The organism is Flavobacterium sp. 90, from assembly GCF_004339525.1.
Lineage (GTDB): Bacteria > Bacteroidota > Bacteroidia > Flavobacteriales > Flavobacteriaceae > Flavobacterium.
Window position 1 is genome coordinate 2,103,351 of the sequence record NZ_SMGE01000001.1, and the last position, 14,293, is coordinate 2,117,643.

8 protein-coding genes are annotated in these 14,293 nt (G+C 35.0%); 1 reads left to right on the top strand and 7 read right to left on the bottom strand.

Annotated features, from left to right (window positions below; all coding sequences use genetic code 11):
* Positions 1-36: 36 nt before the first annotated feature.
* Both C8C83_RS08515 and C8C83_RS08520 read right to left on the bottom strand, forming a co-directional pair.
* Entirely contained in the window at positions 37-1,176 is a 1,140-nt protein-coding gene (locus C8C83_RS08515; protein ID WP_132011725.1) for an acyltransferase, read from the bottom strand.
* A gap of 182 nt (positions 1,177-1,358) precedes the next feature.
* A complete protein-coding gene (locus C8C83_RS08520) occupies positions 1,359-1,835 on the bottom strand; it encodes an OsmC family protein (protein WP_199735287.1) in 477 nt (158 codons plus the stop codon).
* 421 nt (positions 1,836-2,256) lie between these two features.
* Between C8C83_RS08520 and C8C83_RS08525 the strand changes: the two genes are divergently transcribed.
* On the top strand, positions 2,257-7,734 hold the full coding sequence (locus C8C83_RS08525; protein ID WP_121327801.1) for a T9SS sorting signal type C domain-containing protein: 5,478 nt from the start codon (positions 2,257-2,259) through the stop codon (positions 7,732-7,734).
* Between the two features lie 108 nt (positions 7,735-7,842).
* Here the strand turns inward: C8C83_RS08525 and C8C83_RS08530 are convergent, their stop codons facing one another.
* From C8C83_RS08530 to C8C83_RS08550, 5 genes are all read right to left on the bottom strand, one after another.
* Positions 7,843-8,721 carry an alpha/beta hydrolase gene (locus C8C83_RS08530; protein WP_121327803.1) on the bottom strand — a complete coding sequence of 293 codons (879 nt, stop codon included), beginning with the start codon at positions 8,719-8,721 and terminating at the stop codon, positions 7,843-7,845.
* A 170-nt stretch (positions 8,722-8,891) separates the two neighbouring features.
* Entirely contained in the window at positions 8,892-10,076 is a 1,185-nt protein-coding gene (locus tag C8C83_RS08535; RefSeq protein WP_121327805.1) for an aldose epimerase family protein, read from the bottom strand.
* Between the two features lie 106 nt (positions 10,077-10,182).
* On the bottom strand, positions 10,183-11,691 hold the full coding sequence (gene araA, locus C8C83_RS08540; protein ID WP_121327807.1) for an L-arabinose isomerase: 1,509 nt from the start codon (positions 11,689-11,691) through the stop codon (positions 10,183-10,185).
* Between the two features lie 141 nt (positions 11,692-11,832).
* On the bottom strand, positions 11,833-12,534 hold the full coding sequence (locus C8C83_RS08545; RefSeq protein ID WP_121327809.1) for an L-ribulose-5-phosphate 4-epimerase: 702 nt from the start codon (positions 12,532-12,534) through the stop codon (positions 11,833-11,835).
* Entirely contained in the window at positions 12,518-14,209 is a 1,692-nt protein-coding gene (locus C8C83_RS08550; protein ID WP_121327811.1) for a ribulokinase, read from the bottom strand. Before C8C83_RS08550 ends, C8C83_RS08545 begins: the two co-directional genes overlap by 17 nt.
* Positions 14,210-14,293: the final 84 nt, after the last annotated feature.

Below are 14,293 nucleotides of genomic sequence, written 5' to 3' on the forward strand. Positions count from 1 at the left end.
TTTTAAGAATAGTAGACTTTAGTTTTATCAATACATTTAGTTATTGATTTTTTTTGAAATTTCCATAAAAGGTTTTTCAATACCTCTATAACACAGAAAACTAAAAATTACTATAATTGGTGTAATTAAAAAAACAACTTTACAATATTCTGATGCCAAAAGGTTTTTTGCTTTCTCAAGCCCAAATCCAAAATAAAAAACAAGAAAAAGAATAATACCGTGAATTAGATATGTACTATAAGAAATCTCACCCAACAATTTTAATGTTGAGCTATTCAAAATTCCAAATAGTGTATTTCCAGATGCTATTAAAATAAAAACAATTGTTATTAAAAGCTTACAATATATATTATTGGAGTTTTCAAATTGAGGTATTAAAGCCAAACAAACTAAAATTAAAATACTTAAAAGCGTACTGTTTTTATTTTCAAGAAGTTTCTTTTTTACGACAAGTGCTGCTATAGCTCCTCCTACAAAAGAAAGAAGAAAAGGAATACGGATAGCATTTACATAAAAATATCCAATGATAAAAAGAAGACTTATTATCAAATAAAAAACTGGCGGTTTCTTCTTTAAAATTATTAGTGAGATTAAAGGCAGACTAAAATAAAATAACCACTCAAAAGGAAGTGACCAAACTACTCCAGCATTAATCAAATAAGTTAATCCAAAATTATTAATACTTGTGTCACGGATAACTGTAAAAGTCCCCAACAAAAACATCTCATGTAAAAACTGAAACATTCCCGTTTTCAATTTCCAATCACTAATAATCATTACAGTTATCACAATTATAGTAAGAGAAAAATAATACATTGGGGCTAATCTAAAAAATCTTGAAACGAAGAATAACCTCCAATCAAATCCTTTTTCTTTTGAATTTAACAATTTTGAAATAAATAAAAAACTTGAAATCATGAAAAAAAAAGCAACGCTTGTAGAGCCCAATTGTGAATACAAATAAGATTTAGAAGCCCATTGATTTTCGTGAATATATTGATACCATAAACTTGCGTGAGAAATAAATACACTAATTGCCAGAAATCCTCTAAGACCATCAACCGTTTCATATCTTGAAGACAAATTATTTACTTTGTATTTTAAATTAATTATATAAGCTGTAGAAAACGCAATTATAAATACAATAAGAGCAAATAAAGGAGTTAAATTATTCATTTAGGATTTATTCATTTTTTAATTATTCTTTCTTATAATATTAAAAAGGCAAAAGATTTTTTCAATCTGCTTTTTCTGTCCAAATAAAGAAAGACTGGACAAAGAAACAATAATTATTTATTTTACAGTTTTACATTAATAATTTAAATTATAAAACATCAAAACTTGATTTAGAGGAAAATTTACTCCATAACAACCTCGCAACTCGCCTTATGCAAAACAGGAAAATTACACGAATTCGCAATAAAACATAATTGATTTGCTTTTGTATGCAATTCTAATGCTAAATCAATTTTATCTGGATTTGAAATCTTTACTTTCGGATTTAATCTGACTTCTGTAAAACGTCCACTTCCTTCAAACGAAACTTCCAATGTTGCTTCGGCGTTATCTGAATATTCCAGAACTTCTATTCCGTTTTGAGAACATACATATAAATATGACATCATATGGCAGGAAACTAAACTGCTCAACAACAAATCTTCGGGGTTGTATAATTCCGGATCGCCTTTGAAAGCTTTTGCTGCCGAAACATCTAAAACAGGTTTTCCTTCGATAGAAATCTTATGACTTTTGCTATAAAATCTCTTTGTTGTTTCTTCTTGCTTTTTATTTGAAGCCCAATTTAGTTCTGCTTTAAAGATGTGTTTTAGTATCATTTTTTATAAATTAAATAGGAAAATGCGTTCCAAGCCCTAACCCATAGAAAAATTGTAAGTAAATATAAATCAAAAATGAATTAATCTCAAATTCTATAATAAAACATGAAATTAAAAAAATCATATTTTTGTAAGAAATTACATTTATAATGTATTGATAGTTAATGTGTTAATTGTTTATGGATAGTTTGTTTTTATCTGTTGTACTACATAATAATATGAATAATAAGCACAAGAGTTTTAGGAAAATATTGGTTAATTTTATCATTCTTCTTTTCTAAATACCTATATACCAATACTTTGAAAACCGTTGCTTCTTTAGAAGAGAAATCTTCATTAAGTTTTAAATAAGTAAAGTTCTTTTTCACTACACGCCTCATAATTACTAGGGAGAATTTATTAATCACTAAAAATTATTATTATGAGACTAAAATTATCTTTATTACTCGTTTTTATTATTACGTATTCGTGGTCCCAGTCGGGATCAACGAAAACCTTTACTGGCAATGGAACGTTTTCTGTTCCTGCCGGGGTAACCAGTCTCAATGTTCAGGCTTGGGGTGGTGGCGGATCTGGTGGAGGTGCCAGTGGTGCTCCATTGCTTTTAGGGAGAGGTGCCGCTGGCGGCGGCGGAGGTGCTTATGCAAGTAATACTTTATTAGTAACTCCCGGAGCAACACTTAATGTTGTGGTTGCAAGCCAAACCAGTGGTACCAATGGTGCTGGTGTCGCAGGAGGTAATTCTACTATTACCGGTTTTGAATCTTCTATTTTAGCGGCAGGTGGATCTGGCGGAGATGCTAATAATGCAGGAGGCTCACCTACAGGAGGAATTGGAGGTACAATTGCAGCTTCTGCTGGCTCTATTAAATTTGCCGGTGCAAACGGAGGAAATGGTAATTCCTGGAATCTTTTAGGATTGTTGCTTTCGTCTGGTGCTGGTGGCGCCGGAGCAGGTTCAGGTGGTGCCGGAGGTACTGCCGTTTCAGGTTTAATTTTAAGTAATGCACCCGGAAATGCAGGTTCACCTCCCGGTGGTGCTGGTAGTGGAGCTATAAATTCTGCATTGGGTACTTCGCAAATTGGAGGTGCTGGTGCAGCTGGTCGAGTGGTTATTGCTTATAGCTGTTCTAATTTTAGTCTTACCAGTACAACTGCTACAAGTATTTGTGCTTCTGCTGGTATAACATCTTTAGTTACATTAACGGGCAGTGTAGCCTCGTTACCTGTAGGTTCTTATTTAGTAACATATAATCTAAGTAATCCTGTTGCTACGGGTTTAGGTGCTGCTTTAACGGTTAGTACAGCAGGTACGGGAACTTTTACAGCAGCAGGACTAGTTAATTTAGGTTCTAGTACCATAACCATTACTAATCTTACTTCAGAATCTTGTTCTTCTAATATCACAACTAATAATACTGCTACAATAACAGTATCTCCGGCATCAGTTGGCGGAACAGTAACTGGCGGAACTACCATTAATGCGGGAAGTACAAGCGGATTGTTAACATTATCAGGTCATACAGGGACAGTTGTTAAATGGCAATCTGCCGTAAGTCCTTTTACAACATGGTCAGATATTGCAAATATAAATACCACCTATACTTCAGGTCCATTAACAGAAACTACTCAATTTAGAGCAGTTGTGCAAAGTGGTACTTGTGCTACAGCAAATTCTACCTCAACAACGGTTACAGTAGCTCCAAGGCCAACTATTACCTTAGCGACTTCGGCGACTAGTGCTTGCTCAAGTGCAGCTGCACAAAGTACAAATTTAAGCTACAGCGCAACAACAGGTAGTCCAACCACATATAGTATTGTTTGGAATGGATCTCCTATAAATAGTTTTGCAGCAGTTACTGATGCCGTTTTACCTGCCAGTCCAATTTCGATTGCTATTCCAGCAGGTACAATAGATGGTACTTATACAGGAACATTGACAGTAAAAAATGCAAATGGTTCCGTTAGCAGTCCAGGCTCAACTTTTAGTGTTACAGTAAATCAAGTACCAACTATAACAGCATTATCTAGTTCACAAATATATTGTTCAGGAGCTAATGAAACGCCAACATCATTGTTTTATAGTGGGGCAACGGGATCTCCGGTAACTTATAGTATTGTCTGGAATTCATTTCCAACAAATAATTTTACGAATGTTACAGATGCAATTTTACCAGTGAGCCCAATTGGATTTACAATTCCCTCAGGGATACTTGCCGGAACTTATACAGGTACATTAACTGTAAAATCGGCAAATGGTTGTACAAGCCTTGGTTCTGCTTTTACTATAAATATAAAGGAGACTTCTAAAATTACTACCACAGGAACAATCAATTCAGTTTGTGCGAGTAGTAATTTACAAAATGCAACATTAGCATATTCCGGATCTACAGGGAACCCTACAGGATATTCTATAGTTTGGAGCAATGAGGCCGATAACGCTGGATTACTAGAACAATTCTATACTCCATTTAATTTTGCTTCTGGTGGCGGCCTTATAGATACAATTGAAATTCCCGGAAATGTTCCGGCAGGAACTTATTCAGGAACCCTTTCCGTTAAAGGGCTGTTTTGTGATTCAACTATACCAATATCTGTAGTAATAAAACCATTGCCTACTATAAAAAGAGCATTCGTTTCAGGAGGTGTTTGTTCAGGAGCGACTGATGCAACTTCAATATCATTATTTTATAGTGAGCTATCAGGATCTCCAACAACGTATAGTATTGTTTGGGATGCATCATCCCCCTCTAATAATCTTGCGAACGTTATTGATGCAGCTTTACTTCCCGACGAGCTTACAATTGTATTTCCTGCCGGAACAGCTGCCGGAGAATACAATGGTATCGTAACGGTAAAAAATGAAGATGGCTGTGTAAGTGTAGGCTCACCTTTTACTATAGAAGTAGGAGAGACTCCAACAATAGCCCTAACACAGTCTGAGTTTAATGTTTGTGCGGCTAATTTTAATTTGCGTTCAACTATAAATATACCTTATAGTGGTACAACTGGATCTCCAAATACATATAGTATAGCTTGGGATCCATCGCCATCAAATAATTTACCAGAGATCACTAATGAAGAATTCTCTGAAAGTCCTATTTCATTTTCAATTCCTGGCCTTGCTCCGGGAACCTATACGGGTATATTGACGGTAAGAAATGATAGTTGTATAAGTTCAGATTCAGTTATTACGATCAATGTAGCTCCAAAACCTACAATTACTACAACAGGCACAATAGATACAGTTTGTAGTAGTGATGCTACTCAAAATGCAACATTGACATATTCTGCCAGTACAAATAACCCTGTGAGCTATTCGATTGATTGGGATGATGATAATTTTGCAGACCAGGGCAATACTTCGTTTAGTTTTACTTCTGGCGGAGGTATTATAAACAATATTGTAGTCCCTGCTAATGTTTCTGCAGGAAACTATTCAGGTACAATTTATATTAGTGATGGAAATTGCGAGAATTTTTTTCCCGTTTCTATAACAATTAATGATTCCCCTTCTGTAACATTTAAAAACACTACAATCAATACTTGTTTTGGTTATAGTTCATTTGAAGATGTATTTTATTTTGCTGCAGTCAATGGTTCTCCTACAACATACAGTATTGCGTGGAATTCATCTCCAACAAATAATTTGGTATCAGTTACAGATGCAGCTTTAGCACCAGATGGTGTTTATTTAACAATTCCTGAAGGCTTAGCTGTAGGTAGTTATATAGGTTTTTTAACTGTAAAAAATGAAGCCGGATGCAAAAGTTCTCCTATTGCAATTACAATAAATGTAAATGAATCTCCAACAATTACTACAACAGGAGTTATTGCTTCGGTTGAGGCAACTACGAGCAGTCAAAATGCAAGTTTAACTTACACTGAAGTTTCGGAAAATCCTACATCTTATTATATTGATTGGGATGCTGAAGCAAATACTGCTTTATTAACAGATCAGGAAAGTACTCCGTTTACTTTTGTATCTAGTGGAGGTGTAATCAATACAATTGTAATACCAGCAAATGTTCCGGCAGGAACGTACACTGGTTTATTATTCATTTCTAATGAAACATGTAGTGCACCTCAATCTCAACCAATATCTATAACAATCACTGATCCTGCACCAACTATTGCATTAGATGCTTCTGCTGCAATTACTTGTTATGCTGATCCTGATGATGAACAAAGTACAACATTGGCTTATACAGGAACTACAGGAAACCCAACAACCTACAGTATTGTTTGGAATTCATCTCCCGCAAATAGTTTTGAACCTGTCACGGACGCATTATTACCAACTAGTCCCATAACAATTGGAATTCCTACCGAAACTGATCTAGGAACTTACACAGGTACATTAACAGTTAAAAATGCAAATGGTGTAGTAAGTTCAGATTATACTTTTACTTTATTTGTAGATACGCTTGGTTATGTTAATATAACTAATGAGGGAAAAATTACCTCGGCTGTCACAAGTATCGAACCTCAAATTACTTCATTAACATATCTTAATTTTGCTTCGGATTTAATCACGCTTCTTCCTACAAAATATTCAATTGATTGGAATGATACAGCAAATGCTGCTTTATTAGTAGATCAGCCAACTTCTATGTTGACTTTTAAGTCTGAAGGTGGACAAATTAATACAATTATAATACCTGCAAATGTTCCGTCTGGAACTTATTATGGTGTAATATATTTTTCTAATGAGTCGACTTGTATTCAATCTCAACCAATATCCATAACAATCAATGATCCTGCACCAACAATAGCATTAGCAACTTCTACAGAAGACATTTGTCCGGACATCAATGCTTTTTTAAATAGTACACCATTAAGTTATAGTGCTACATCAGGAAGTCCTGTAACCTATAGTATTGTTTGGGATGCATCTTCGGCAAATATTCTTTCCGGAGTTACTGATGCGCCATTGCAAGAATCTCCTATATTAGTATACATACAAGGAAATACACCTGCGGGAACTTATACAGGAACATTGACTGTGAAAAATGCAAATGGTGTAGTTAGTTCTGGTAACATTTTTACCCTAACGGTAAATCAGAAGCCTACGCTTACAACAACAGGAGTAATTGATCCAATTTGTTCAAGCAATAATCTTCAAAATGGATTTTTCAAATATACGGCCTCTAGCGGCAGTCCTATAAGCTATTCTATCGATTGGGATCAAACAGCAAATGATGCACTATTAGTAGATAAGCCTACTACTTCCTTTACTTTCGCATCAGGCGGCGGTTTAAACATATTTAGCATTGAAGCAAATGTTTTGCCAGGAACTTATTCAGGAACTATAACAGTTAACAATACTTCTTGTTCAGCATCCTACCCAATATCTATAACAGTAACCACAGGACTGGTTGGCGGAACTGTTACGGGTGGTACAACAATTACTTCTGGAAGTACAAGCGGTTTACTGACACTCTCAGGTACTACGTCATTTGTTACTAGATGGCAATCTTCCGTAAGTCCGTTTACTGTATGGTCGAATATCTTTACTACGAATACAACTTACACCTCGGGACCATTAACAGAAACTACTCAATTTAGAGCTGTTGTTCAAAGCGGAACTTGTTTTGCTGTAAATTCTGATCCAACGACTGTTACCGTTTTATCTGCATTTGCAAAATCTACAGATACAGATTCAGCTGAAAAAATAACTTCTGTAACTGCCTTTAATCAAGTGCTTACTGTCGAGACGACTAATCAGGCAATCAATCAGGTATCAGTTTTTGATGTATCAGGTAATTTACTTTACAAGAAAAAAGGAATATCTGATTCTAAATTAGTTATCAATAGTTTAAGATCCAGTAATCAGGTTTTAATAGTCAAAGTAGTTTTGAACGATAATCGGATCGCAACTAAAAAAGTGATTTATTAAATATTAAGTTTAATTAAACTGTAACCTATAAATAAAAAAAACCTCGAAAGTACTCCTTTCGAGGTTTTTTCTAAGAATTACTAAACTAATAAAACTTTGAGTCTGCTTTTATTTACCCCATTTAGTCCAATCTGAATCTGGTCTCTTAAACGGCTCTGATAAAAATTTATTTGATAATGCATTAAATACTTCCGGACTTGAAGCCGGTGCAAAATGCGTTTCTCCAGGCATAATACACAACTGAGCCTTAGGTATGTTTTCAAAAATTTCTACCGAATGTTCATTTTTAATAACGTCTTTATCTCCCGCTATTATAAGCACTTTTGCTTTAATTTTTGATAAATCTTTAGTTGCAATAGTTGGTTGATTTACTAAAAGTCCAGCAAGCTGTTTTTGTAAATTCCAATTTTCGCTAGTATCTTTCTCTTTAATTTTTGATGCAATCATTTTTTTCAGGTTCTGAACATCCTTTGTAGCCCACGAATTAACAGCTGTAGAATCGGGTCTTAAATTTGCTCCCATCGCCACAATTTTCTTTATTTTTGACTTACCGGAAATCCCCATTTGCAAACCAACAATTCCACCATCACTCCATCCAATAATACTTATCGAATCTAGTTTTAACCTATTAACTAATTCCTCTGTATCCTTTGTAATCTGAACATAAGTCAAAGAATCTGTTTTCAACTCTGATTTTCCTTGTCCTCTACTATCAGCAACAATAACTCTGTATTTACTTTTAAAATAATCGATCTGATTTCCCATTGATTCAATACTTCCTCCATTTCCGTGAATTAATAACAACGGTTCTCCTTTTCCATATTCTTCATAATAGATTTTAGCGCCATTGATTTCAGCAAATTTTCCCACAGCAGTATTTTTACCATAAGGCGTGTCAAATTTAAAATTCATCTGAACCTGAGCATTTGCGATTCCAAATACTGAAGATGTTAATAATAGAAGTAATGCTTTAACTGGGTTTTTCATTTGCAAATAGTTTTTATAATAGTTATCTCTCAAATATAGGAAAGAATTGAATAAATTAACAAAATCCTATAAATCGTAACGTACTTTAATAATTACAAATAAAAAAACCTCGAAAGGTACTCCTTTCGAGGTTTCTTAGAGAATTACTAATTACTAAACAAATTCTAAAACTATTTTTGTACTGAGAATTTAAAAACAGTTTTAGTCTTATATTTTTCTCCCGGGTTTAAAACCGTTGTTGGGAAGCTTTTTTGATTTGGAGAATCCGGATAATGTTCTGTTTCTAAACAAAGTCCTGTTCTGTGTCCGTATGTTTTACCGTCGCGTGTTGGTAAAGTTCCGTCAAGGAAATTCCCTGAGTAAAACTGAATTCCAGGTTCGTCAGTTGTCATTTCCATAACTCTTCCGCTGGCTGCGTGATATACTTTTGCAATAATTGTTTTTCCTTTTTCAGGATTGTTCAATACCCAACAATGATCGTAACCTTTTCCTCTTTCTAATTGTTCGTTTTTAACTTCGATATCTTTTCCAATTAATTTTGGAGTTCTGAAATCGAAAGGTGTATTCGCAACATCTTCTAATTTTCCTGTCGGAATTAAAGTTGCATCAACCGGAACTAATTTATCAGCATTCAAAGTCAATTCATGATCCAAGATTGTTTTAGAAAAATCTCCTGATAAATTGAAATAAGAATGTTGCGTTAGGTTTACAACTGTTTTCTTGTCTGTTGTTGCTTCATACAAAACTTCCAATTGATTATCATTTGTCAATGTATACGTTACAAAAACCTGAAGATTTCCAGGATATCCTTCTTCCATATCTTTACTTAGGTAAGATAATTTTAAAGTAGCTGTACTTCCAGATTTAACTTCATCAGCTTTCCAAACCACGTTAAAATATCCTTGAGGTCCTCCGTGCAAAGCATTTGGAGCATTATTAATTGCCAATTGATATTCTTTCCCGTCTAAAGTGAATTTCCCTTTAGCAATTCGGTTCCCATATCTTCCGATTAAGGCTCCAAAAAATGGATTTTCTTTCTCATATTGTGCCAAAGAATTAAATCCGATAACTACATTTTCAGAAACACCTTCTTTATTTGGCACTTTCAAATCTGTAATTCTTCCACCAAAAGTGATGATATCAACTTCCATCCCATTTTGGTTTTTCAATTTATAACTATCAACTTTTTCTCCTTTTGCAGTAGTTCCGTAAGAAGATTTTTCGATTGTAACCGTAGCTTTTTCATCTGAAGAAACTGTTGTAGCATCCATTTTTTTATCGTTTTTACATTGAACAGAAATTGCAGCCAAACTCAAAAGGCTAAATCCAAAAAGGCAACGTTTTAGTACATTCATAAATGGTTATTTTTTAGTTAGTAAAGTCTTAAAGTCAAAAGTCATAAAGTCTTTTCTTCAAAGTAACTAAAACTTTCGGACTTTATGACTTTCGACTTTTGACTAATTAAAGTCCGTGTTGAAACAAATGAAAATAAGCTTCGTTTGCATTGATTTTATCTTTAAACTCTCTTACAGTAGTTTTTTCGTCAATAACCAATAATTCGATTCCAGCGATATCAGCAAAATCTTCCATGTATTCTGTTGTGATTGCCTGGCTGTAAACCGTGTGATGCGCTCCTCCGGCAAGAATCCAAGCTGTTGCTGCGATATCAAGGTTTGGTTTACAATCCCATAAAACTCTTGCAACCGGTAATTTTGGTAAATCTGCCAATGGTTTAATAGCTTCAACTTCGTTTACAATTAAACGGAAACGATTCCCTAAATCTATTAATGACACATTGATTGCATCTCCGGCAGGTGAATTAAACACCAAACGTGCAGGATCTTCTTTTCCGCCAATTCCTAACGGATGCACTTCGCACGAAGGTTTTGCATCTGCAATAGATGGACAAATTTCTAACATATGCGATCCTAAAACATATGATTTTTGAGGTGTAAAATGATAAGTATAATCTTCCATGAAAGATGTTCCTCCTTCAAGACCAACATTCATTACTTTTAATGCACGAACCATTGCAGCGGTTTTCCAATCACCTTCTCCACCAAAACCGTAACCATCTGCCATCAATCTTTGTGTTGCAATTCCCGGCAATTGTTTCCAAGCTCCAAGATTTTCAAATGTATCTGTAAAAGCTCCAAAACCTCCTTCTTCAAGGAAAGCTCTTAAACCTAATTCTATTTTTGCTGCTTCAACTAGTGAACTTCTTTGTGCTCCGCCTTCTTTTAAAGCATCTGTTAAAGAATAAGAAGATTCGTAAACTGCCAATAAATCATTCAATTGTTGCTCCGTAACTTTCTCGATATGCTTCGTCACATCTGATGAATCAAATCCATTAACCGACATTCCGAAACGAATCTGAGCCTCAACTTTATCGCCTTCTGTAACGGCAACTTCACGCATATTGTCTCCAATACGAGCTACTTTTAAGTTCTGAAGTTCATCCCAACCTAAAGCTACTCTTGTCCAAACACCAAGTTTGTTCAAAACACGAGGATCTTCCCAATGTCCAACAACTACTTTACGTTTTTTACGCATTCTAGACATGATAAAACCAAACTCACGATCTCCGTGTGCCGATTGATTCAGGTTCATGAAATCCATGTCGATACTTCCCCACGGAATTTCAGCATTATATTGTGTGTGTAAATGGCATAATGGTTTCTTTAGAATACTTAATCCGCCAATCCACATTTTTGCTGGTGAAAAAGTATGCATCCAGGCAATAATCCCAATACAGTTTTTCTCTGAATTCGCAGCCAAACAAACATCTAATATTTGAGATGGAGATTTTACCACATCTTTATAAACCACTTTTACCGGAATACTAGATGATGCGTCTAATCCTTTTGCAATGATTTGTGAATGTTCAGCTACTTTTCTTAGTGTTTCTTCACCGTATAATTCCTGGCTTCCTACTACAAACCAAACTTCTTTTTGAGAAATGTCAATCATGTCTTTTATTTTGTTTCAAGTTTTCTTTGTTTCAAGTTTGAAATGCAGAAAATCTTTGTTATTTATCTTTTTGTTATTCTTAGTTTCAAGTTTCGAAAAGTCAAAAATCTTTCCTCTTTACTCTATTTTCTTTCATCTAAATTACTGCCCGTAATACGAATCTTTTCCGTGTTTACGATTGTAATGTTTCTTTATAAGGGAATCTTTTAATCTTGGTGCGTTTGGATTTATTTGTAAAGTCAGGTATGCCATTTCAGCAACTACTTCCAAAACTTTACTGTTATAAACGGCTTTTGCAGCATTTTTTCCCCAAGCAAATGGACCGTGATTTCCAATCAAAATCATTTCTACTTCTTCATAAGAAAGATTTTTTTCTTTGAAACAATCCAAAATCTGAATTCCGGTATTGTGTTCGTAGTTTCCTTCTATAAGTGCATCTGCCATCGGTGGCGCACACGGAATATCAGCCGTTAAATGATCTGCATGCGTGGTTCCGAAAATAGGAATATCACGTTGCGATTGCGCCCAAGCCACAGAGTACGTTGCATGTGTATGCGCAACGCCTCCAATATTTGGCCAGTTTTTATATAGGTATGCATGCGTTTTAGTGTCTGATGACGGACGCATTGTTCCTTCAATAATATTATTATCAAAATCTACAATTACAATATCTTCAAGTTTTAAATCTTCGTACGGAACACCACTTGGTTTAATGGCAAAAACACCATTTTCTCTATCAACAGCACTCACATTCCCGAATGTATATACAACCAAATTCAATGCATTTAACTGCATATTGGCTTCATAACATTCCTGTTTTAAATCTTTATAAAGAGAACTCATGTTGCGATGTTTTAATAGTTGGATCTTCGTAAGCACTTAATTGATCATATGCCAAAAGCAGTTTATGATAAGCCGCTACTTTGTCTAATTGAGGGAAATATTCTCCGTCAAAATCACTTCCAATTTTTTGACTTGCTTCGATTACATTTGGATAAATTCCTGCTGCAACTGCCGCATAAATCGCCGCTCCTAAAGCCGGCGTCTGATCTGAAGCTGCAATTTTAATTGGCTTGTTTAAAACATTTGCCAATGTTTGCATGATAAAAGGAGATTTTCTTGCAACGCCACCAATTCCGATAACGCTGTCAATTTTTACACCTTCTTCTTCAAAACGATCCACGATTTTCTTTGCTCCAAAACAAATAGCGTTTACTAGAGCTTTGAAAATATGCGGCGCTTTTGTTCCTAAAGAAAGATTCGAAATCGCACTTTTTAATTCCTGATTGGCATCTGGAGTTCTTCTTCCGTTGATCCAGTCTAAAGCAATTGGAAGACTGTCTGAAACCGGAATTTTCTCTGCTTCTTTTGTTAATTCTACAATTAATTTATCGCTGAATTCTTCTCTTAATTGTTCTTTTTGAGCGTCATTTAAAACAGTTGAAGCTGTTAATAAATGATCTGTTGGCCAAAGCAATAATTCTTTGTACCAAGCCAATAAATCTCCAAAAGCAGATTGTCCCGCTTCTAAACCAATAAATCCTGGAATTACAGAACCATCAACTTGTCCGCAGATTCCGCGAACGGTTTTTGTTCCAACTTCATCGTAAGAACCAACCAAAATATCGCAGGTTGAAGTTCCCATAACACGAACCAAAGTATTTTCTCCAATCTTAGCACCAACAGCTCCGGAATGTGCATCGAAAGTTCCTACAGCTACAATTGTTTCTGTCGAAAGTCCTAAACGATCTGCCCATTCTTTGCTTAAATTTCCGGCAACTAAATCTGATGTATATGTTTCATCATATAAATTACCACGAAGTTGAGCTAAATAAGGATGTAATTTTTCTAAGAATTCAACCGGAGGAAGTCCGTTCCAGTCTTCGTGCCACATTGCTTTATGACCTGCAGCGCAACGGCTTCTTTTGAAGGTTTTTAAATCTTTATCTTCGATTAATAAATACGTCATTAAATCGCAATGTTCCATCCACGTATATGCTGCATTTCTCACCGCTTCATCTTCTCTTGCAATGTGCAGAATTTTTGCCCAAAACCATTCTGATGAATAAATTCCACCTACATACTTGGTTACATTTTCTCCGCCCCAGCTTACCGCCAATTCGTTGATTTCGTTTGCTTCATTTATCGAAGTATGATCTTTCCAAAGCACCATCATCGCATTTGGGTTTTCCTCAAAACCTTTTGTCAATGCCAACGGAATTCCGTCTTTCGTAACAGGAACCGGAGAAGATCCGGTTGTATCAATACAGATTCCTTTTATTAACGAAGGATCAACTTTACTCTCTTTTATAACAGTCTGAATCGTAATCTCCAAACCTTCAATATGATCTAAAGGATGTTGGCGAAATTGATTTATCGACGCATCACAATATTGCTTGTTTTTCCATCTTTTATAATGAGAAACATTTGATGCCAACTCTTGCCCATTTTCAGTATCTATTAGCATCGCTCGAACTGAATCTGTTCCGTAGTCCAATCCTATAACGTAATTTTTCATTCGAAATTCATTTAATAATAATGACAAATATAATTATAAATAATTTATAAGTGTATAAAAAACACTTAATAAAAATAGACGCTT

What these genes read in the sequence shown, in the direction of transcription:
- C8C83_RS08530 (WP_121327803.1), bottom strand. Translation starts at nt 8,721, where the DNA reads ATGAAAAACCCAGTTAAAGCATTACTTCTATTATTAACATCTTCAGTA.
- C8C83_RS08520 (WP_199735287.1), bottom strand. Translation starts at nt 1,835, where the DNA reads ATGATACTAAAACACATCTTTAAAGCAGAACTAAATTGGGCTTCAAAT.
- C8C83_RS08515 (WP_132011725.1), bottom strand. Translation starts at nt 1,176, where the DNA reads ATGAATAATTTAACTCCTTTATTTGCTCTTATTGTATTTATAATTGCG.
- C8C83_RS08535 (WP_121327805.1), bottom strand. Translation starts at nt 10,076, where the DNA reads ATGAATGTACTAAAACGTTGCCTTTTTGGATTTAGCCTTTTGAGTTTG.
- C8C83_RS08525 (WP_121327801.1), top strand. Translation starts at nt 2,257, where the DNA reads ATGAGACTAAAATTATCTTTATTACTCGTTTTTATTATTACGTATTCG.
- C8C83_RS08550 (WP_121327811.1), bottom strand. Translation starts at nt 14,209, where the DNA reads ATGAAAAATTACGTTATAGGATTGGACTACGGAACAGATTCAGTTCGA.
- C8C83_RS08545 (WP_121327809.1), bottom strand. Translation starts at nt 12,534, where the DNA reads ATGAGTTCTCTTTATAAAGATTTAAAACAGGAATGTTATGAAGCCAAT.
- araA (WP_121327807.1), bottom strand. Translation starts at nt 11,691, where the DNA reads ATGATTGACATTTCTCAAAAAGAAGTTTGGTTTGTAGTAGGAAGCCAG.